This is a genomic window from Bacillus seohaeanensis, from assembly GCF_042684945.1.
Classification (GTDB): Bacteria; Bacillota; Bacilli; order Bacillales; family Bacillaceae_B; genus Rossellomorea; species Rossellomorea seohaeanensis.
The window spans coordinates 1,167,608-1,189,337 of the sequence record NZ_JBHUMF010000031.1 but is presented as its reverse complement, the minus strand read 5'-3'; the positions used below and the strand labels follow the sequence as shown (position 1 = coordinate 1,189,337).

Annotated in this window: 25 protein-coding genes; all 25 read left to right on the top strand. The window is 36.7% G+C overall.

Features of this window, described 5'->3' with window-relative positions; all coding sequences use genetic code 11:
* Window positions 1-2: 2 nt before the first annotated feature.
* Complete coding sequence (gene flgC, locus ACFSUL_RS19030; protein ID WP_071412830.1) at window positions 3-464, top strand: flagellar basal body rod protein FlgC; 462 nt, start codon at window positions 3-5, stop codon at window positions 462-464.
* A gap of 17 nt (window positions 465-481) precedes the next feature.
* Window positions 482-787, top strand: coding sequence for a flagellar hook-basal body complex protein FliE (gene fliE, locus ACFSUL_RS19025; protein ID WP_377937505.1), 306 nt, complete (start codon window positions 482-484; stop codon window positions 785-787).
* Between the two features lie 43 nt (window positions 788-830).
* Entirely contained in the window at window positions 831-2,426 is a 1,596-nt protein-coding gene (gene fliF / locus ACFSUL_RS19020; RefSeq protein WP_377937502.1) for a flagellar basal-body MS-ring/collar protein FliF, read from the top strand.
* Between the two features lie 15 nt (window positions 2,427-2,441).
* Window positions 2,442-3,455 (top strand): flagellar motor switch protein FliG, encoded by a 1,014-nt coding sequence (gene fliG, locus ACFSUL_RS19015; RefSeq protein WP_377937500.1) that lies wholly within the window; start codon window positions 2,442-2,444, stop codon window positions 3,453-3,455.
* The gene (fliH, locus tag ACFSUL_RS19010) at window positions 3,448-4,224 is read left to right on the top strand and encodes a flagellar assembly protein FliH (protein ID WP_377937498.1); all 777 of its coding nucleotides are present in this window, start codon (window positions 3,448-3,450) and stop codon (window positions 4,222-4,224) included. The genes fliG and fliH overlap by 8 nt, the downstream gene beginning before the upstream one ends.
* Window positions 4,221-5,549, top strand: a complete 1,329-nt coding sequence (gene fliI / locus ACFSUL_RS19005) for a flagellar protein export ATPase FliI (RefSeq protein ID WP_377937496.1) — start codon at window positions 4,221-4,223, stop codon at window positions 5,547-5,549. The genes fliH and fliI overlap by 4 nt, the downstream gene beginning before the upstream one ends.
* Complete coding sequence (gene fliJ, locus ACFSUL_RS19000) at window positions 5,546-5,992, top strand: flagellar export protein FliJ (protein ID WP_377937494.1); 447 nt, start codon at window positions 5,546-5,548, stop codon at window positions 5,990-5,992. Before fliI ends, fliJ begins: the two co-directional genes overlap by 4 nt.
* A 5-nt stretch (window positions 5,993-5,997) precedes the next feature.
* Window positions 5,998-6,600, top strand: coding sequence for a MotE family protein (locus ACFSUL_RS18995; RefSeq protein WP_377937491.1), 603 nt, complete (start codon window positions 5,998-6,000; stop codon window positions 6,598-6,600).
* Between the two features lie 37 nt (window positions 6,601-6,637).
* Window positions 6,638-7,936 carry a flagellar hook-length control protein FliK gene (locus ACFSUL_RS18990; protein WP_377937489.1) on the top strand — a complete coding sequence of 433 codons (1,299 nt, stop codon included), beginning with the start codon at window positions 6,638-6,640 and terminating at the stop codon, window positions 7,934-7,936.
* A 9-nt stretch (window positions 7,937-7,945) separates the two neighbouring features.
* Entirely contained in the window at window positions 7,946-8,581 is a 636-nt protein-coding gene (flgD, locus tag ACFSUL_RS18985) for a flagellar hook assembly protein FlgD (protein WP_377937487.1), read from the top strand.
* A gap of 13 nt (window positions 8,582-8,594) precedes the next feature.
* A complete protein-coding gene (locus ACFSUL_RS18980; protein ID WP_377937485.1) occupies window positions 8,595-8,987 on the top strand; it encodes a TIGR02530 family flagellar biosynthesis protein in 393 nt (130 codons plus the stop codon).
* 76 nt (window positions 8,988-9,063) lie between these two features.
* Window positions 9,064-10,383 (top strand): flagellar hook protein FlgE, encoded by a 1,320-nt coding sequence (locus ACFSUL_RS18975; protein ID WP_377937483.1) that lies wholly within the window; start codon window positions 9,064-9,066, stop codon window positions 10,381-10,383.
* Window positions 10,384-10,526: 143 nt separating this feature from the next.
* On the top strand, window positions 10,527-10,748 hold the full coding sequence (locus tag ACFSUL_RS18970; RefSeq protein WP_377937480.1) for a flagellar FlbD family protein: 222 nt from the start codon (window positions 10,527-10,529) through the stop codon (window positions 10,746-10,748).
* A complete protein-coding gene (gene fliL / locus ACFSUL_RS18965) occupies window positions 10,738-11,166 on the top strand; it encodes a flagellar basal body-associated protein FliL (RefSeq protein ID WP_377937478.1) in 429 nt (142 codons plus the stop codon). The genes ACFSUL_RS18970 and fliL overlap by 11 nt, the downstream gene beginning before the upstream one ends.
* A gap of 84 nt (window positions 11,167-11,250) precedes the next feature.
* A complete protein-coding gene (gene fliM, locus ACFSUL_RS18960; protein ID WP_377937476.1) occupies window positions 11,251-12,246 on the top strand; it encodes a flagellar motor switch protein FliM in 996 nt (331 codons plus the stop codon).
* A complete protein-coding gene (gene fliY, locus ACFSUL_RS18955) occupies window positions 12,236-13,438 on the top strand; it encodes a flagellar motor switch phosphatase FliY (RefSeq protein ID WP_377937780.1) in 1,203 nt (400 codons plus the stop codon). Before fliM ends, fliY begins: the two co-directional genes overlap by 11 nt.
* A 20-nt stretch (window positions 13,439-13,458) precedes the next feature.
* Window positions 13,459-13,821 (top strand): response regulator, encoded by a 363-nt coding sequence (locus ACFSUL_RS18950; RefSeq protein WP_071412815.1) that lies wholly within the window; start codon window positions 13,459-13,461, stop codon window positions 13,819-13,821.
* Window positions 13,822-14,123: 302 nt separating this feature from the next.
* Entirely contained in the window at window positions 14,124-14,816 is a 693-nt protein-coding gene (locus ACFSUL_RS18945) for a flagellar biosynthetic protein FliO (RefSeq protein WP_377937474.1), read from the top strand.
* A complete protein-coding gene (gene fliP / locus ACFSUL_RS18940) occupies window positions 14,809-15,474 on the top strand; it encodes a flagellar type III secretion system pore protein FliP (protein ID WP_377937472.1) in 666 nt (221 codons plus the stop codon). Before ACFSUL_RS18945 ends, fliP begins: the two co-directional genes overlap by 8 nt.
* Window positions 15,475-15,486: 12 nt before the next feature.
* Window positions 15,487-15,756: a flagellar biosynthesis protein FliQ gene (fliQ, locus tag ACFSUL_RS18935; protein WP_071412812.1), complete on the top strand. Its 270-nt coding sequence runs from the start codon at window positions 15,487-15,489 to the stop codon at window positions 15,754-15,756.
* Window positions 15,757-15,760: 4 nt separating this feature from the next.
* Entirely contained in the window at window positions 15,761-16,537 is a 777-nt protein-coding gene (gene fliR / locus ACFSUL_RS18930; protein WP_377937469.1) for a flagellar biosynthetic protein FliR, read from the top strand.
* A 1-nt stretch (window position 16,538) separates the two neighbouring features.
* Window positions 16,539-17,621: a flagellar biosynthesis protein FlhB gene (flhB, locus tag ACFSUL_RS18925; RefSeq protein ID WP_377937467.1), complete on the top strand. Its 1,083-nt coding sequence runs from the start codon at window positions 16,539-16,541 to the stop codon at window positions 17,619-17,621.
* A gap of 22 nt (window positions 17,622-17,643) precedes the next feature.
* On the top strand, window positions 17,644-19,680 hold the full coding sequence (gene flhA, locus ACFSUL_RS18920) for a flagellar biosynthesis protein FlhA (protein ID WP_377937465.1): 2,037 nt from the start codon (window positions 17,644-17,646) through the stop codon (window positions 19,678-19,680).
* Window positions 19,677-20,828 (top strand): flagellar biosynthesis protein FlhF, encoded by a 1,152-nt coding sequence (gene flhF / locus ACFSUL_RS18915; RefSeq protein WP_377937463.1) that lies wholly within the window; start codon window positions 19,677-19,679, stop codon window positions 20,826-20,828. The genes flhA and flhF overlap by 4 nt, the downstream gene beginning before the upstream one ends.
* Entirely contained in the window at window positions 20,825-21,691 is an 867-nt protein-coding gene (locus ACFSUL_RS18910) for a MinD/ParA family protein (RefSeq protein ID WP_377937461.1), read from the top strand. Before flhF ends, ACFSUL_RS18910 begins: the two co-directional genes overlap by 4 nt.
* Window positions 21,692-21,730: the final 39 nt, after the last annotated feature.

The window sequence follows — 21,730 nt, the reverse complement described above, 5'->3', positions numbered from 1 at the left end:
CAATGTCGATCTTTCATAGCATGAATAATACTGCATCTGCTTTAACGTCTCAGCGTTTGAGAATGGATGTTATCTCCTCTAATATGGCGAATGTTGATACAACAAGGGGAAAATACGTTGATGGCGTGTGGGAACCGTATCGCAGAAAGTCTGTTGTCTTTCAGCCGAAAGAAGGACAGTTTTCAACATTTCTTAACCAAGCAATGAATACGAAAAATAATCAACAAATTGGAAATGGTGTTAAAGTAACAGAAATTCAAGAGGATACGGAAACACCCTTTAAAATGGTCTATGATCCGGAGCATCCGGACGCAAATGAAGATGGGTACGTACAGTACCCGAATGTTGACCCATTACGGGAAATGGTAGACCTTATTTCTGCAACGAGGTCATACGAAGCAAACGTAACTGTTTTTAATGCAAATAAAGCAATGCTAATGAAGTCACTTGAAATTGGTAAATAAGGAGGGAAATAACTATCATGGCTATTCATAATATATCTTCTGCCTTAACCTCTCCGGTAAGTCCGTTGAATACAAAAAATAATATGAAACCTGCTGAAACCCAGCAAAGCTTTGCAGATTTTTTGAAAAAGTCAATTGATCAAGTAAATAGCTCACAAATTCAATCTGATAGATTAACAGAAAAACTTGCTAGAGGAGAAGACGTAGACTTGCACCAAGTAATGATTGCTTCTCAAAAATCAAGTATCATGTTACAGACTACGATGGAAGTTCGAAATAAAGTAGTCGAAGCGTACCAAGAAATAATGAGAATGCCTATGTAATTTTATAGCTGAAAGAACTGGCTGTATTAACCGGGGGATTGTAATGAACGAAACGATAAAAAAATATCAAACACAAATGAAGACGTTTTGGTCTAGCAGATCAAAAAAACAAAAAGTAATAATGGGGATATCTGTTCTTGCGGTGATCATTGCGGTCACTGCTGCTAGTTTTTTTGCTACTAGAACCACTCTAGTTCCGTTGTATAGCAATCTATCTCCTTCAGAAACCGGAACAATTAAAGAGAATCTTGATGGTAGAGGGATACAATCAGAAATAACCGACGGTGGTAGCACTATAAATGTTCCGAAAGAACAGGTAGATACGTTAAAAGTAGAATTGGCTGCAGAAGGCATTCCGAAGTCAGGTAGCATCGACTACTCATTTTTTAGTGAGAATGCTGGTTTTGGGATGACGGACAATGAATTTAATGTATTAAAACTTGATGCAATGCAGTCAGAACTTGCTGACTTAATTAAAGGAGTCGATGGAGTTCAAGATGCCAAGGTAATGATCAATTTACCTGAAAAGGAAATTTTTCTTAATGATCAAGCGCAAGAAGCTTCAGCGAGCATTGTGCTTAATACAAAACCGGGAATGGACTTTGATCCAAAGCAAATAAAATCATTGTATCATTTGGTATCAAAAAGTGTTCCAAATCTTCCTACTGATAATATCGTCATCATGAACCAATATTTTGAGTATTTTGATTTAGAAAATCAAAATAATTCATTTGCAGGCGATTTTACACAGCAAATGAGTATAAAGAAAGAAATCGAACGAGATTTACAACGTCAAGTGCAAAACATGTTAGGGACGTTAATCGGTTTTAATAAAGTCGTTGTTTCCGTTAGCACAGATATTGACTTCACACAAGAAAACAGGGAAGAAAATCTTGTTGAGCCTGTTGATGAAGAAAATATGGAAGGAATAGCTGTTAGTGCTCAGCGAATCACGGAAACATATACGGGTGAAGGCGCTGGTGCTATGGGAACTCCTGGTGCTGGGGATGAAGACGTAACAAACACGGGTGAAACCTATCAAGAAGGTACCGAATCTAATGGTGATTATGAACGAGTAGAAGAAACAATCAATAACGAAGTAAATAGAATAAAAAAAGAAATCGTAGAAAGTCCATATAAAGTTAGGGATATTGGAATTCAAGTAATGGTAGAACCACCTGATCCTGAAGATCCAAATTCACTTCCACAGGATAGGGTAGAGGATATTCGCCAAGTACTATCTACTATTGTAGAAACTTCAATAGACAAAGATGCTGCACCAGAATTAACAGAAGAAGCGATTGAGGATAAAGTAGTCGTATCGGTACAGCCATTTAATGGGAAAATGGAGTTCGAGGAAGAAGCAAAACCATTTTTACCATGGTGGACTTATGTTATTGGTGGCATTCTGTTAGCGGTTATAGCGCTCCTAATTTTCTTCATGATACGTTCTAAAAAGAAAAAAGAGCAGGAAGAAGAATTTATATATGAAGAAACAGAAGAACAAATTGATATGCCTGATGTAAATGATGAACCGGAAACAGAAAGTTCATTGAGGAGAAAGCAACTAGAAAAAATGGCAAAAGAAAAACCAGAAGAATTTGCTAAGTTATTGAGAACTTGGCTGGCTGATGAATAGGAGGAGAGGTTGAACGTGGCTAGAAAAGAAAAAGAATTAACCGGCAGACAAAAAGCTGCCATTCTCCTTATCTCCCTTGGCCCGGATGTGTCCGCTTCTGTCTATAAACATTTAACGGAAGAGGAAATAGAGCGATTGACACTAGAAATTTCCGGCGTAAAAAAAGTGGAGTCTGAAGCGAAAGAAGGAATTTTAGAAGAATTTCATAGTATTGCTCTTGCTCAAGATTATATATCACAAGGCGGTATTGGGTATGCAAAAACAGTATTAGAGAAGGCTCTTGGAAACGACCAGGCTTCTGCGATTATTAATCGCCTAACATCATCTTTACAGGTAAGACCATTTGATTTTGCAAGAAAGGCGGATGCGGCACAAATTTTGAATTTTATTCAAAATGAGCACCCGCAGACAATCGCACTAATCCTATCCTATTTAGAGCCGCAGCAATCTGGTCAAATCCTATCTGAGCTTCCACAAGAAGTTCAGGCTGATATTGCTCGAAGAATCGCATTGATGGATAGTACATCTCCAGAAGTAATTAGTGAAGTGGAGGCAATTCTAGAAAGAAAACTTTCCACCACTGTCACCCAAGATTATACGCAAACTGGAGGCGTCGAATCCGTTGTTGAAGTGCTAAATGGTGTCGATCGGTCTACAGAAAGAACGATTCTGGATGCCCTTGAAATTCAAGATCCAGAGTTAGCAGAAGAGATTAAAAAGAGAATGTTCGTATTCGAAGATATTGTCACATTGGATAACCGTTCTATTCAGCGTGTTATACGTGATTGTGAAAATGAAGATCTATTGCTATCGCTTAAAGTTTCTAGTGATGAAGTGAAAGAGATTGTATTCCGCAATATGTCAAGCAGAATGGTCGATACTTTTAAAGAAGAAATGGAGTTTATGGGACCAGTTCGTTTGAAAGAGGTAGAAGAAGCTCAGTCAAGAATCGTAGCTGTTATCCGTAGATTAGAAGAAGCTGGAGAAATTATCATAGCCCGCGGTGGAGGGGATGATATTATTGTCTAAAATTATTAAGTCCTCCAACGCTGTTTCAAATGAAAATAAGTCGAAAATCATTTCTGTAAAAACAATTAGAACAGAGAAAGTAAATTCAGTTGTAGAAGAAGAAATATCTTTAGAGGAAATGCATTTGAAACAAGAAAAACTGATAGAGAAAGCTACGGAGAAAGCAAACTCGATAATAGACAATGCTCAAGCAGAATTACAGCAAATTCAAGAGAAAATTCAGCAAGAGAAAGAACAGTGGCAATCAGAAAAAGAAGTGCTGATAAAGGAAGCGTACGATGAAGGGGTCCGCTTGGGTGAAGCGGACGGGAAAGAAAAAGCTTTTGCAGAATATAGCGGGAAACTAGAGGAAGCCAACACCATTACCGAGGTAGCAAAAAAGGAATACTATGACTTGCTTGAGAAAGCGGAAGGTGTAATCCTCGATATTGCGATAACAACTGCTGAAAGAATTTTGGGTAGTAAGCTTGAGGATTCACCTGAGTTATTTTTACCTCTAGTCCGAAGAGGATTAAAAGAAGTAAGGGATTTAACGGAGGTACAACTGCATATTCATCCATCAAAATACACCCTATTAGAATCGAATAAGGATGAACTTGAAGCTGTTTTTCCAGCAAATGTACAATGTTATCTGTACGCCAATGACGAGCTTTCTGAAAATGATTGTTTCATTGAGACGAATCAAGGTCGAGTAGTCGTAAGTGTTGATAGTCAATTAAATGAATTGAAAGAAAAGCTTTTTACTATCCTTGAAGGTGAGAAAGAATGAAGGCATCTGACTTAATCGAACATATTGCAACTATTCCAACATTTAAAAAATATGGGAGAGTCAAACGGGTAGTTGGACTCATGATAGAATCCCAAGGTCCTGAAAGTTCTGTTGGAGAAGTTTGTTATATTCATATAAACAGTCGTGGTACACAGCGGATAATTCAAGCCGAAGTTGTAGGTTTTAATAATGATTTAGTTATTTTAATGCCCTTTACTAATATGCAAGACATTTCACCAGGTAGTCTAGTGGAAGCGACGACAAAACCACTAGAAATTAAAGTAGGCCCCTCTCTTATCGGAAAAGTAGTGGACTCGCTTGGACAACCAATAAATGGCGGAAAGCTTCCAAAAGGGTTAAATACAACTTTTACGGAGCAGGACCCTCCCAATCCGCTGTCAAGACCGCCAATAGACGAAAAAATAGAAGTCGGTGTAAAAGCGATCGATAGTATGTTAACGGTAGGGAAAGGGCAGCGTGTCGGAATTTTTGCCGGAAGTGGAGTCGGAAAAAGTACACTACTTGGAATGATTGCAAGAAATACGAATGCGGACATTAATGTAATCGCCCTTATAGGAGAACGTGGAAGAGAAGTTCGCGAATTTATTGAAAGAGATTTAGGCGAAGAAGGTCTGAGGAAAACGATCGTAGTGGCTGCTACATCTGATCAGCCAGCACTAATGCGAATAAAAGGTGCATTAACTGCTACAGCAATAGCTGAGTACTTCCGAGATAAAGGGATGAATGTCATGCTCATGATGGATTCTGTTACACGGGTGGCGATGGCTCAGCGTGAAATTGGACTTGCAGTTGGAGAACCACCAACAACAAAAGGATATACACCATCTGTTTTTGCCTTATTACCAAAATTATTAGAAAGAACAGGAACCAATGTAAAGGGAAGTATTACAGCTTTCTATACTGTGTTAGTAGATGGCGACGATTTTAATGAGCCAATTTCTGATACAGTGAGAGGAATTTTGGATGGACATATTATCTTGGACCGAGATATTGCTAATAGGGGGCAGTATCCTGCAATTAATGTGTTAAAGAGTGTCAGTCGCCTTATCAATCACCTTGCTTCGCCAGAGCATTTAAAAGCTTCCGAAAGAATTCGAGAGCTACTAAGTACGTATACAAATTCTGAAGATTTAATTCAAATCGGAGCATATAAAAAAGGAAGTTCAAGAGAGATTGACGAGAGCATCCTGTTTTACCCAAAAATAATTTCCTTTCTAAAACAGGGAGTAAACGAAAAAATAACGCAGCAGCAAAGCATTCAAGGTCTTGTTCAATTAGCTAATAAAGGTGATGCAGGTTCATGAGTTATGAATTTAAATTTCAAAAAATCCTTTCATTAAAAGAAAGAGAAAAAGACGAAGCTCATAATGTCTATAAAGAGTCCGTGGCGAAGTTTGAAGAGGTTGCGGAAAAGTTATATACGTATTTAAAGAAAAAAGAAAATATTGAAGCATTTCAGCTTGATAAACTGCAGACTGGCTTATCTGTTCAAGATATTCGTCATCACCAGCAATTTATTATGAATTTGGAGAAAACAATCTCTTATTTTCAAGAACAGGTAATGCAAGCACGCAGCAGAATGTATTGGTATGAAGAAAAACTGACCGAAATGAATGTCGAAGTAAAGAAATATGAAAAGTTAAAAGAAAAAGACTTCAACGTCTTTTTACAAGCGATAAAAAACGATGAAGGAAAGCAACTTGATGAAGTTAGTGTTACACAATTTATGAACCGAGGAATTAGGTGATATCAATGGCTAAGACAGGAAAAAAAGAAAAAAGTGATAAATCGTTTACTCGGTTTCAATGGATTCTATTTACGGTAGTAATTCCAATTCTATTTGCTGTTGTTATTACGTTAGTTGTAATGACGGTTGCTGGTATCAATGTTTTTGAAAAAGCGAAAGCAATAGGTTCAAATATTCCTTTTGTAGAAAAAGTAATTCCAACAGAGGAAAAAGAAAGCATCGAAAGACTAGAAACGAAAGTCGTGTCCTTGCAAGCAGAAATAGAAGATAAAGAAGCAAAAATTTCACAGCTTCAAGGTAAAATAGACAGTCAGGAAAATGATCAAGAGCAACTACAAGCTGAAAAACAACAGTTGCAAGATCAAATTGAAGAATTAATGCAAATTCAAAAAGAAAACAAGCGAGCATTTAAGGAAGTTGTAAGTACATTTGAAACAATGTCGGCAAAAAGTGCAGCTCCAGTCATTTTGGAGATGGAAGATAGTGAAGCAATAAAAATATTATCAAATGTGAAACCAGAAACACTTGCGAAAATTTTAGAGAAAATGCCTCCAGCAGACGCTGCTATTTACACAGGTTTGTTATCAACAGATAGTGATAGTGAGTAAGAATGCGATTGTTCTTGGTTGAAAGGGGGTGAAAGAAGTGAATGTAGGTACGTTACTAACTTCCGTGACAGGCGGAGGTCTTGGTTCTGTAAAAGACGGTATAAAGTCTAATCAAGGTTCTTCTGTAGATTTTTCGAATATATTAGGACAAATTTCTGGTCAACAGAACGAAGGAGAGTCAAGCGAATCTTTAACAGGTACTTTAGAAGGGCTCATGGAGATATTAAATCTTTTCCAAGGAGAAGATTTAAAAGATATTCCAAGTTTATCGGGAGACCAAATAACGGAGTTGAAAATGCTCCCTAACGTATCGATGAAAGACATTTTATCTGTATTAAATGTAGACATTAAAAGTTTTACCGAGAGTGTATCTCAACTTCATAGTGAATTGGTGAAAAATATTCCTGACATGAAAGTTGAAGAAGATATCGAATTAGAGGAATTAGTTATGCAGGCGTTTCAACTTATGCAACAAGCTCCTGCAGAAGATATGCTGAAACTAAATCAACAAACAATGGAAGAAACGGTAAAGCTTGCGAAAATTGTTGAGCTACTTGGAGGCCAAAAAGATCTTCATTTTATTGATGCCAGGAAAGTTACTGAATTACAACAATTGCTGAAGAGTTTAGTAAGCAAGCTAGAAAGTGTGATCAAGGAAGTACTGCCGCTGAGCAGTAAATGGTCTGATCAACTAAAGCAAGCTTATAATCGACAAATGGGAAGTACGGAGACTGGATCCATTAAAAATGGGACAAATGACGTACAAGTAATCGAAAAAATGGCACAAAACCCAAAAGTAATGGAAAGTACTGTGCAAAAGCTGCAAGGGACATTACAAAGTAATCATGTGCATTTTTCATTACCAAAAACAGAGCAGTTCTCGTTAATAGTAAGCGAGACAAACCGAAGTGGAAGCTTCGAGAAATTTGTTAATGAGTTTGCAAAAGTCCTTGGTAAATCACAGCTTTTCTCGCAACCAAATACGACAAAAATGTTAATCAAATTATATCCAGAAAATCTTGGGTCATTACGGATTGAACTGCTTCAACAAAATGGTGTGATGACAGCAAAAATATTAGCAACAACTGCTTCTGCAAAAGAATTGCTAGACTCCCAATTACATGGGTTAAAGCAGGCTTTTAGTAGTCAAAATTTGCCTGTTGAAAAGATTGAAATAGCACAAGCACTGTCGGAATCACACCGTCAAGATCGAGGTCAAAACCAACAGCAGACGACTCGCGATAATCGAAATGACCAACAATCATCAACAGATCAACAACAGAGTGATGAGGAAGAAGCGTCTTTTAAAGAGTTGTTAATGAATATAGAAATATAGGTGATAAACATGACAAAAATCGATCCAAGTCTTTTATACTCGTCGTTGCAAACGCAACAACGTGAAGGTGGAAAAGACACTTTAGGAAAAGATGATTTTCTTAAAATTCTAATGACACAGCTACAAAATCAGGATCCAATGAACACGATGGATGATAAAGAGTTTATTGCACAAATGGCAACTTTTTCATCATTAGAGCAAATGACAAATTTGACAACAACGATGGAGAAATTTATAGAAAAGCAAACGCAATCACAATTGATTTCTTACAACAGTTTTGTTGGGAAGGAAGTAACATGGCATAAAGTAGTGGAGTCTGAAGATAGTGAAGAGCCTCAGATACAAGAGGGAACAGGGACAATCAATGGGATTCGATTTAAAAACGATACAGTTGAATTCATCATGGATGATGGAACAATTTTAACCCCTGGTAATATTTCACAGATGAATAGTGGAGCCACTTCTTCGGAAAGTTCGTTGGTAAACGCATCAATGTTAATTGGTAAAACAGTAGCCTGGGGAAATGAAGATGAAGCAAACTCAGGGCTTGTATCATCTGTTTCACAAAAAGATGGGCAAATCTGGCTTCATACAGATAACGGGGAGAAAATCCAAGCGAGCGAATTAACAAAAATAGAATCATAGAGGGAGTGGTTGTATGGAAAGAAATGTAACACATCGTGTTCCATCTCAACCTACTACGTCAACTTTCCCAACCCAGAAAACTAGTAAAAAAATTGCTGATTATAAGACATCATTTGCACAACAGCTAAATCAAGCAATAGGTAATCAAACGGAACTTCAAGTTAGTAAACATGCAAAAGCGCGAATGGAGCAAAGAGGAATTTCGATTAATCACGATACGTGGAATCAAATTCAATCAAAAATATCAGAAGCAAAGCAAAAAGGTGTAACCGATTCCCTTGTTATACTGAAAGATTCAGCATTAATCATTAGTGCTAAAAATCAAACGGTTATAACAGCACTTGATCGGGAAGAAGCGAGTTCGCAAATTTTTACAAATATAAATGGAACAATTTTGATAGATTAATAGGCTGGACCTTTTATAGGAAGCCTGAAAGCTGCTAAATGACAGACGCAGCCAAAATAGAAAGGGGAAAATAATCATGCTACGTTCAATGTATTCAGGTATAAGTGGAATGAAAAACTTCCAAACAAAACTTGATGTAATCGGTAATAATATCGCAAACGTAAACACGTATGGATTTAAAAAGGGACGTGCAACATTCCAAGATTTAATGAACCAAACGATATCTGGAGCAAGCCGTGCAACAGAAAACCGTGGCGGACAAAATGCCCAGCAAGTTGGTTTAGGAGCTTCCTTATCTACTATCGACACTATTCATACACAGGGGAGTTTACAAACAACAGGAAGAGCACTTGATGTAGCGGTTTCTGGAGATGGATTTTTCACTGTTCGTAATGGAAATAACGAAATGTATACACGTGCAGGGAATTTTTATTTAGACTCAAACGGGAGCTTGGTTACTGGACAAGGTAACTTAGTACAAGGATACGGAGTTAATGCCGATGGTACCGTACAAAATGCTTTAGGCGATATTATTATTGATTCAGATGCTACGATACCACCTCAGGCAACAGGGAATGTGACATTTGATGGGAATTTGAAAGCTTCCCAGCCAATTGCTACTGATACAGATGGAGATGGTGTGTTTGATGATACAGATGGTGACGGTGTAGCTGACGGTGCTATTGCTATTGATTTTACAGTGAAAGATTCTTTGGGGCAGGACATTGATTTGAAGGTTACTTTAATTAAAACAGCAGAAAAAGAATGGAAATATGAAGTTACAGACCCATCTGCAGACCCATCTGCTACACCACCCGTTCTAGGAGTATTGGATACTTCAGCTACTCCATCATCAGGTGCACTGAAATTCGATGAACAAGGGAATTTAAGATTAGATCCAGCTAATCCTATTAAACCCATAACTATAAACCCACCAAATGGTGCTGTGCAAGGACAAGAGGTAAACCTAGACTTCTCAAATATCACCCAATTCGATAGCTCCAATTCTGCTAACGTGGACACCGTCGATGGAAATGCAGAAGGTTCTCTAGAAAGCTTCAACATCGGATCTTCCGGTGAAGTTAACGGCGTGTACTCTAATGGAGAAGTACGGGTAGTTAGTCAATTAGCACTAGCTACCTTCTCCAACCCAGAAGGTTTGACGAAAGCAGGAAATAACTTATTCCAAGCTTCCAATAACTCTGGTTTGCCGAATGTTGGAGTAGCAGGGGAAGGCCGAGGGAGCCTTCAATCTGGTTCACTTGAAATGTCCAACGTCGACCTTTCAGAAGAATTCACAGAAATGATCACTGCTCAACGTGGTTTCCAAGCAAATACAAGAATCATCACAACTTCAGATGAAATCTTACAAGAGCTTGTTAATTTAAAACGATAATAGCATGGTAAGGGGGAAGGGACTGATCCAATGAAAAAGCGCCTGGTATTTTCCGGAAATTAACAGTACGAAATAATGTAAAATGCACTGTGTAATATTAAATTAGGAGGAGTTAGGCATTTACGGATCAGCCCCGATCTATATTGATTACTTTAACAAGATTGAATGGGAAAGAATTTATAATAAATGCACTTAATATAGAAACAATTGAGTCATTCCCAGATACGGCGATATTGCTTACGAACGGCAGAAGATATGTTGTTAGAGAATCTGCAGAGGTAGTTTATCAACGTACCATCTCTTTTTACAAAGAAGTTAACTTACTTGGCAGACTTCCAGCAGGGGGTGTAAATAATGAAGAATAAAATGCTTACAATTATGTTAATTATTTTGGTTACGATCTTACTAGTAGGAGTTATTGCATTAGTAGTCATTTTTAAGTTAGATGATAAAGATGCAGAAGCGAAGGAACCATCTATTGAGGAAGTAATTGAAGCTTCGGTGGATATACCTGAAATAACGACTAATTTATCAGGCAATGATTATATTCGTATATCTTTTAAAGTCCAAACAGATAGTAAGGAAGCAAAAGAAGAATTAGAAAAAAGAGTTTTCCAAGTTAATAATGTCATCATAGAGGAATTATCTGAGATGAAGTCTAGTGAATTAGAAGGAAAAAAGGGTAAACAGACCATTGAGAATACGGTAAAAGAGAAGGTCAATGCTCTCATGCAAGAGGGTAAAGTAGAAAAGGTTTATATCACCTCGATGATGATTCAATAGAGTGAAACTTTAATCAGTGGGGTTTTACTGTTCACTAATGTGGGATAAAGCTTCATATATAGGAGTGTTGTTGGGGGTGAAAAAGTGGCAGATGTATTATCACAAAACGAAATAGATGCTTTACTATCGGCACTTTCTACTGGCGAAATGAGTGCTGATGAATTAAAAAAAGAAGAAGAAGAAAAAAAGGTCAAGGTATATGATTTTAAAAGAGCACTGCGATTTTCTAAAGATCAGATCAGAAGTTTAACAAGAATTCATGAAAACTTTGCACGAATACTAACAACGTATTTTTCAGCCCAGCTCCGAACATATGTGCAAATTTCCGTTGCTTCTGCTGATCAAATACCTTATGAGGAATTTATTCGTTCTATTCCAAAAATGACGATTTTAAATGTGTTTGAAGTTCCACCACTTGATGGCAGGATAATCATGGAGGTTAATCCTAATATTGCTTACTCCATGATGGATAGAGTGATGGGTGGAAAAGGTAGTAGCCATAATAATGTAGAAAATTTGACTGAAATTGAAAGTAAAATAATGTCTAATCTATTCGAGAAAGCCTTTGAAAATATACGAGAGGCATGGAGTAATGTAGCAGATATAGACCCATTATTGTCCGAATTAGAAGTTAATCCTCAATTTCTTCAAATGGTTTCTCCAAATGAAACAGTTGTTGTTATTTCCTTAAATACAACAATAGGAGAAACAAGTGGAATGATTAATATATGTATACCACACGTAGTGCTTGAACCGGTCATTCCAAACCTGTCAGTTAGTTATTGGATGGAAACAAAACGTTCAGAAGTTAACCCTCAAGAAGTAGAAAGTCTTAAAGAGCGGGTGAAAAAAGCTTCCGTACCTATCGTTGCTGAATTAGGAAAATCAGACATTTCTATTGAGGAGTTTTTAGCGGTAGGTATAGGAGACGTAATCCAATTAAATACCAGAATCGATGACCCGCTAACTGTTAGAATCGGGGAGGTTCCTAAATTTACGGCACAACCAGGAAAATCAAATAAAAAAGTAGCCGTTCAAATTTTAGATTCCTTGAAGGGGGGAAATGATGATGATGAGTGATGATATGTTATCACAAGATGAAATAGATGCACTTCTTAGAGGTAGTGCAGATCAAGATAGTGAAGAAGAGAGCAATAGTACGGATGAAATAGTAACAGAAGATTATTTGAGTGTAATCGAACAGGATGCACTAGGGGAGATTGGAAATATTTCTTTTGGGAGTTCTGCTACTGCATTATCTACGTTGTTGAATCAAAAAGTAGAAATTACTACTCCTAAAGTATCGATCATTGACCGTGATAATCTTGAGAACGAGTTTCCTCATCCTTATGTTGCAATTCAAGTCAAATATACAGAAGGTTTCTCTGGTACGAATATGCTGGTGATTAAACAGTCGGATGCGAGTATTATTGCTGATTTAATGCTTGGTGGCGATGGATTAAGCCCATCAGAAGACCTTGGAGAGATTCAGTTAAGTGCGGTTCAAGAAGCAATGAATCAAATGATGGGATCTGCTGCTACATCAATGTCTACTGTTTTTAGTAAGAAAGTAGATATTTCGCCGCCTAGTATTGACTTAATGTATATTCCTGAAGGAGAAGGGGAGCAAAACATTCCTAATAAGGACTTGCTAGTGAAAGCGCAGTTTTCATTAAAAATTGGTGAATTAATAGACTCTAATATCATGCAGTTATTACCCCTATCATTTGCGAAAAGTTTGGTTCATGATCTTATGAATGGTGGCGAGGGTGAATCTGCTGAAGTTACTCAAACTACCGAACCGGTACAGCAGGAAACACCTAGTTATGCACAAGAACAAATAAGTCAACCAACAAGCCACCCATCACGAAGTGCAACGACGACGGTTACAAAACAAGAAGCTGTTACGCCACAGCATATTGGTGGACAAGGAAGTTATTCACAGCAACCGGTCAATGTGGAACCAGCGTCTTTCACTAATTTTGAACAACAATCGTTATCAAACCAAGAGGCAAAAAATCTTGATATGCTTCTTGATATTCCACTCCAGGTGACAGTGGAACTAGGTAGGACAAAACGTTCTGTAAAAGATATTCTAGAACTTTCTAAAGGGTCCATTATTGAACTAGATAAGCTAGCTGGTGAACCAGTAGATATCCTTGTTAATAGCAGGTTAATAGCAAAAGGTGAGGTAGTAGTAATTGATGAGAATTTCGGTGTGAGAGTTACCGATATTGCTAGCCCCACAGATCGATTAAAGAGACTTAAATAAATGTAACGGAGGGAACTTTCATGGCAAATAAGATTTTAGTTGTAGACGATGCGGCTTTTATGCGTATGATGATCAAAGATATTTTAACAAAAAACGGTTTTGAAGTAGTTGGAGAAGCAGCTGATGGTGCACAAGCAGTGGAAAAATATAAAGAATTATCGCCAGATCTTGTAACATTAGATATTACAATGCCTGAAAAAGATGGGATTGCAGCATTAAAAGAAATTAAAGAATTCGATGCAAGTGCAAGAATAATTATGTGTTCTGCAATGGGACAGCAAGCGATGGTTATCGATGCTATTCAGGCTGGAGCAAAAGATTTTATTGTTAAACCATTTCAAGCAGATCGCGTAATTGAAGCTATCCAAAAAGCATTAAGTTAAGGAATTAGATAGTAAATCACAACAAAAAAACTGACTAACATTATCCGTCCGGTATTATCGGACGGAAGTTTTACTTAAAGGTCATGTTAGACATCGTGGATGAAGTTAATCAAAAAGTTAAAAGGAATAAGAAAAAACAATCACTAGATTATGCGAGTATGATTTCTCCACACAAAAATTTTTTCCTTTTTTTGATGATAGACTTTCTATACGGAATAACGTAGACTAACATTGACCGAGAGACTTAATAGTTGTTTTCTTGGTTTTTTTGAAAAAACCTCCTAAATAAGAAGGTGTAATATTTGAGAAAAAAGTTACCTTTTATTCTATCTGTTGTGGTTATATTTTCCATTCTAACTTGTACGCTATCCATACCAGTACAGGCGGAATTTAAACCAAACGTGAAGAATTGTCTAGAACAACCGGACAAGTGTGACGATGAAGAAAAACAAGAGGGCGTGCAAAAAGAAGTAGAAGAAGATACTAATACTGATATTGATGCCTCTTCCGTGACAACGTCTGTGACCTTTATGGATTATGTGAAAATGGTATTTGCTCTTTTATTTGTAGTGGCACTTATTTATTTTCTTTTGAAATTTATTAATAAAAGAAGTCGTTCTTATAATCAGACGAAAATATTTCATAATTTAGGTGGAACACCGCTTGGCGGAAATCGGTCGGTGCAGCTAGTTAAGGTTGGAAATAAATTATTAATTCTCGGTGTAGGAGAAGATATTCAATTATTGAAAGAGATAGAGGATGAACAAGAAAAAGAAGAAATGCTTCATTATTTTTCTAACGATTCTACACAAATGGCAGGAGCAAAAGAGTTCATTTCAAATTGGTTCCCAAAAGGAAATAGTGGTAAAAGTAGCTCGCCAAATGAGGCTGAACCTTTTCAGTCCGTTCTAAAAAATCAATTAGATGAAGTACGGAAGGGTAGAAAGAAGCTGCTTGAAGATTTAAAGAATAAGGAGAACAATCATCATGAATGAGTTTATGGAGTTTTTTAATGGCAGTTCTGCTGAAAATGTATCAACAAGTGTAAAATTGCTATTACTATTTACCGTACTCTCCCTAGCTCCTAGCATTTTGATATTAATGACTTCGTTTACAAGGATAATGATTGTTCTTTCGTTTGTGAGAACGTCACTTGCTACACAACAAATGCCGCCGAATCAAGTTTTAATTGGATTATCATTATTTATGACATTTTTTATTATGGCTCCGACCTTTCAAGAGGTGAATGATAAAGCATTGACACCTTTGTTCAATGAAGAGATTAATTTAGAAGAAGCCTACGAAAATGCAGCTGTACCATTTAAGGATTTTATGAGTCAGCATACGAGGCAAAAAGATTTAGAACTTTTTTTAAATTATTCAGGTGCAGAGAGACCAGAATCAATTAAGGATATACCATTAACAGCACTTGTTCCCGCTTTTGCTCTAAGTGAAATTAAGACAGCTTTCCAAATCGGATTTATGATTTTTATTCCTTTTTTAGTAATTGATATGGTTGTAGCTAGTGTTTTAATGTCAATGGGAATGATGATGTTGCCACCAGTAATGATTTCTTTACCATTTAAGATTCTCCTATTTGTGTTAGTAGATGGTTGGTATCTCGTTATTAAATCCTTATTACAAAGCTTTTAAGTAGGTGAGTTCATGAATGCAGAAGCAGTAATCGCACTAGCAGAGCGCGGAATTTATATTACACTAGTCATATCAGGTCCGCTCTTACTATTGGCTTTGATTGTCGGACTTTTAGTAAGTATATTTCAGGCTACCACACAAATCCAAGAACAAACACTGGCATTTATTCCAAAGATAGTTGCCGTTCTTATTGGAATTGTCTTCTTTGGTCCCTGGATGTTATCAAAGCTTATAACTTATTCTTCACAAATCTTCTCTGATCTTACTAGGTTTGTAGGGTAAGAGTATGGAAGAGCTTATCCCTAATTTATCGGTATTCTTATTAATTTTTGTTAGAGTGTCGTCCTTTTTTGTGACGATGCCACTATTTTCTTATCGAACAATTCCTTCAAGGCATCGCATAGGATTTGCTCTTATTCTGTCATGGCTGATGTATTATACGATAGAATCACCAGCTTTTGAAATTGATTGGGCATACTTTATGTTGATTATGAAAGAAGCAATGATTGGTTTGTTAATTGGCTTTGTTGCTTATATGATTATATCCGCTATTCAAATTGCCGGTGGCTTCATTGATTTCCAAATGGGGTTTGCCATTGCAAACGTGATCGACCCGCAAACAGGGACACAAAGCCCTTTAATGGGGCAGTATTTATATACATTTGCATTATTATTATTGTTAGCACTTGATGGACATCACCTTATTTTAGATGGCATTTTTTATAGTTATCAATTTATCCCTATTGATCAAGCTTGGATACCATTTGGTGATAGTAATTTAGCTGAGTATATAATTAAAACATTTAATTCCGTGTTTATTATCGCTTTTCAAATGTCGATTCCTGTTGTCGCAACATTGTTTCTAGTTGATGTGGCATTGGGGATTGTTGCAAGAACGGTCCCTCAACTAAATATTTTCGTTGTAGGATTCCCTATAAAAATTGCAGTTTCTTTTATCGTTTTATTTATTGTAATGGCTATTATGATGGCTGTTATGCAGCAGATTTTTCAAACGATGCTGCTTTCAATGAGGGATTTAATGAAAATTATTGGAGGCACGTAAGGTGAATTGGTTATCTCTTGATTTACAGTATTTTAGTGGGGAAAAAACAGAAAAAGCCACACCCAAAAAACGACAGGATGCAAAAAAGAAAGGGCAAACAGCAAAAAGCCAAGACGTTAACACTGCAGTCATTTTGCTTGCGGTATTTTTATTTTTAACCTTTAGTGCATCTTATGTGGGGAATATTGTTTTTAATTTATTTCATCATACATTTGAACAGTATATGTTGATGGATTTGACTGAAAATACTGTTCAAGTCATTACGTTAGATTTAATGAAGGAATTGGCACTTTTATTAGGTCCAATAATGCTTGTTGCATTAGTTGCAGGAGTTTTCTCCAACTATGTTCAAGTTGGTGCAATGTTTACAACCGAGCCTCTTCAGCCTAAATTGGAAAAGATTGACCCAATAAAAGGGTTTAAGAGAATTTTTTCGATGAGAGCTATTGTAGAATTACTGAAATCGATTTTGAAAATATCATTTATTGGTGGAATTACATTTGTCATTTTATACTGGAGAATTGATGAGGTTCTCAGTTTAAGTTTTAAGTCTGCCAGTGATTCATTAACAACAATGGCAAGTTTAGCCGTGCAGATGGGAATAGCAGCTTCTTTAGCGTTGTTGTTTCTATCAATCTTGGATTATTTGTACCAAAAATATGACTTTGAAAAAAACATCCGTATGTCAAAGCAAGATTTAAAAGATGAGCATAAGAACATGGAAGGAGATCCATTAATTAAATCGAAAATTAAACAGCGACAAAGAGAGATGGCGATGCGAAGAATGATGCAAGAAGTTCCACAAGCGGATGTCGTCATCACCAACCCTACTCACTTTGCTATTGCTTTAAAATATGATGAAAATAAAATGGATGCTCCATATGTAGTTGCTAAAGGTGTAGACTACGTCGCTCAAAAGATTAAATATATCGCGAAAGAGAATGATGTCATAATGGTCGAGAATCGTCCGCTTGCACGTTCTCTTTATGATAGTGCTGAGATTGGTGACAGTGTTCCTGAGGAGTTCTTTAAAGCTGTCGCTGAAATTCTTGCTTATGTTTATAGGATGAAAAATAAATTGTAATATTAGTTAGGAGAGAAAGTGAATGTCAGCAAGAGATATATCTGTACTAGCCAGTGTCATACTGATTGTAGCCATGCTGGTTATCCCGTTTCCACCATGGTTATTAAGTGTACTAATTATAATTAATATTTCTCTAGCACTACTAGTACTCCTAACGTCAATGAATATGAATGAACCATTGCAATTCTCCATATTTCCTTCTTTACTATTATTATTAACCTTATTTCGATTGGGATTGAATGTGTCCACAACAAGATCGATTCTTAGTAATGGTGAAGCGGGGGGTGTCGTCGAGACATTTGGGACATTTGTTGTCGGCGGGAATGTTCTCGTAGGTTTAGTTGTCTTTGCGATTCTTATTGTTATTCAGTTCGTTGTTATAACGAAAGGGTCAGAACGTGTTTCAGAAGTTGCTGCCCGCTTTACACTAGATGCAATGCCAGGAAAGCAAATGAGTATTGATGCAGATTTAAATGCAGGTATGATTTCTGAACATGATGCTAGGGAACGCAGGGAAAAGGTAGGTAAAGAAGCGGACTTTTACGGAGCGATGGATGGTGCATCTAAATTCGTAAAAGGGGATGCTATTGCTGGGATAATCATTGTTATCATTAACTTGATTTTCGGTATCATTATTGGAATGATGCAAAACGGTCTACCTATAGGAGAAGCGGCGACGAAATACTCCCTTCTTACAGTCGGAGATGGGATCGTCAGTCAAATTCCTGCATTATTAATATCGACAGCAACAGGTATTGTTGTTACACGAGCAGCCTCGGAAGGAAATCTTGGACAGGATATTATGAAACAGTTATTTGCTTATCCTGCCATGCTGTATGTAGCAGCTTTTACAATCTTCATGCTAGGGATTGCAACACCTATTAATGATATATTAACTATTCCAATCGCTGCTGCATTAGGAGTTGGCGGATTTATGCTAGCTCGGACTCCTAAAGCGGGCGGAGAAGATTTGATGGAACTAGAGGAAGAACAAGAAACGGACGAAATGAAAAGTCCTGAAAGTGTTGTCAATTTACTTAACGTTGATCCGATTGAATTTGAATTTGGATATGGGCTTATTCCACTTGCTGATGCCAATCAAGGTGGAGATTTATTAGATAGGATTGTCATGATTAGAAGACAACTTGCCATTGAACTTGGTTTAGTTATTCCTGTTGTCCGAATTAGAGATAATATTCAATTACAGCCTAATGAATATCGCCTAAAAATTAAAGGGAATGAAATGGCAAGAGGAGAGTTATTATTAGATCACTATTTAGCGATGAGTCCTGGTGTCGAGGATGAGTCTATTGAAGGAATCGATACAATCGAGCCATCTTTTGGTTTACCAGCAAAATGGATTGGCGAAGATATGAAAGAGCAAGCTGAAATATTTGGCTATACTGTAGTGGATCCACCATCTGTTGTGTCAACACATATTACGGAAATTATTAAAAATAATGCACATGAACTATTAGGAAGGCAGGAAACGAAACAGCTTATTGACCATATACAGGAAACGTACCCAATATTAGTGGAAGAGGTAACACCAAACCCTCTATCTGTTGGAGAAGTTCAAAAAGTGTTAGCAAAATTATTAAAAGAAAATATATCTATCCGTAATCTACCAATTATTTTTGAAACGCTTGCAGATTTTGCAAAAATGAGTTCGGATACAGAGTTATTGGCAGAATATGTTCGTCAATCACTTGCTCGACAAATTACGAATCAACATGTGCAAGAAGGAAGTTCCCTAAAAGTTCTTACACTTTCTGGCAGGGTAGAAAAAATGGTAGCAGATGCAATTCAGCAAACCGAACATGGAAATTTTTTAGCACTTGATCCAAATGATTCTCAGAAGTTACTAGAGGCAATCGCTTCTCATATTGAGCAATTATCACTAATGGAGGAGTCAGCAGTTATTTTATGTTCCCCTGCTGTAAGAATGTATATTAGACAATTAACAGAAAGATATTTCCCGCAGGTTCCAATTTTATCCTATAACGAATTAGAATCTAATATTGAAGTACAAAGCTTAGGGGTGGTGAATGTTGAGTGAAGGTAAAAAAATATCTAGCTTCATCGATGGCCGAAGCAATGCAAAAGGTCCGGAAAGAGCTTGGAGAAGATGCGGTAATTCTTAATTCAAAAGTAATCTACACACGTGGTTTTTTAGGGTTGTTTAAAAAGAAAAACCTAGAAGTAATTGCAGCGATTGATCCTCAAGTCGTAAAAGAAAAGAAAGAGCGTAAAGCGGCTTTAACCCAAAAGTCTATTCAGGATAAGCCTATAGTTGAGAAAAAGAAAGTTGATACCCTTCCTAAAAGAAGTGATGGAGTAGAAAAGGAATTAAAAGAATTAAAACAAATGATTCAAACCCTTACTTCTAAAAGTCAATACGACCATTACCCTGAAGAGGTTAAAGAAGTATTAACCTACCTACAGCAGCATGACCTTGAGGAAAGCCTAGTATTCAAAGTGGCGGAATATCTTACAGCGAATAGAGAAAAGAAAAGTACGCAGGGTACTTCAGCGGAGAATAGTATACTTGCCTTAACGAAGCAATTTTTACACGATAAACTTTCGGACGTTCCAAGCGGTGGAGTGACTTATCAAAAGAAATATATTAATGTTATCGGTCCTACAGGTGTAGGAAAAACAACAACATTAGCGAAAATGGCAGCTGAAGCTGTTATTGAAAAAAGGAAAAAAATCGCTTTTATCACAACGGACACATACCGCATCGCAGCGATTGAGCAATTAAAGACATACGCACAGTTACTGAATGTTCCGGTTGAAGTAGTTTATAAAGTAGAAGACTTTAAAAAAGCGATTGAGAAGTTCAACGACTTTGACCTTATATTTATTGATACTGCTGGAAGAAATTTTCGTGAAAAGAAGTATGTAGAAGACCTACAAAAAATAATTGATTTTAATGAAGAAATGGAAACTTACTTGGTTTTGTCCTTAACGAGTAAAGAGAATGATTTAAAAGAAATTATTCATCAGTTTTCAACTATTGACATTAATAAGTTTATTTTTACTAAGCTTGATGAGACGTCGAGTTATGGTACGATGATTAATCTAATGGTAGATCACAAAATAGGTACTGCCTATGTGACGACAGGGCAAAGTGTACCAGAGGATATTGAAGAAATGGAAAAGGAAAGAATTGTAGATTTACTTTTCGAAGGGTACAGAAAATGAAAGATCAAGCATATCAGTTGCGTTTGAAAATGCTTCAGTCAACCAATTCTCCCGCTAAATCAATAGCGGTCGTCAGCGGGAAGGGTGGAGTTGGAAAATCAAATTTTTCTACTAATCTTTCTATATTAATAGGAAAAGAAAATGCAAAAGTTCTTTTATTTGATCTAGATATAGGAATGGGGAATATTCACATTTTGCTTGGTAGTCACGCAGAATATTCAATCATGGATTATTTAGAGTCACCCGATATAAATATAGATGAGATAATTGCGAAAGATGTCCATGGGATATCCTATATAAGTGGTGGAAATGGACTTCAGGATATTATTGATTGGCAGCAAGAAAAAATTGAGCGCTTTTTAACTGCTATGGATTATTTAATGATGGAGTATGACTATATTGTTTTCGATATGGGAGCAGGTGCAACACAGCAGACACTTGAATTTTTAATGATAATGGATAAAATTCTTGTGGTAACGACACCAGAACCAACATCATTAACTGATGCCTATTCGATGATAAAATATATCCATAAAAGAAATGAAAATAAAAACTTTTTTCTTGTATGTAATCGAGCGGAAAGCAAGAAAGAAGGAATGGAAACGATTAATAGACTTAGAACTACAACAATTAAGTTTTTAAATAAGGATATTGCCTCACTAGGTTTTCTTCCTGAGGATCCAACTGTTAAGAAATCTGTAAGTCAGCAATGCCCATTTGTTATAGGGTATCCAAAATCGCCTGTTTCTCTTTCGTTACAGAGTATTGCTGAAAAACTTATAACAGGAAAAATGAAGGGTTCAGAAAAAAACGAAAAAGAACCATTTATAAAACAATTGAGGAATTTGTTTTTTGGGAGGTAGGGCCCATTGAAAAAAAGAGTATTAATTGTAGATGATTCC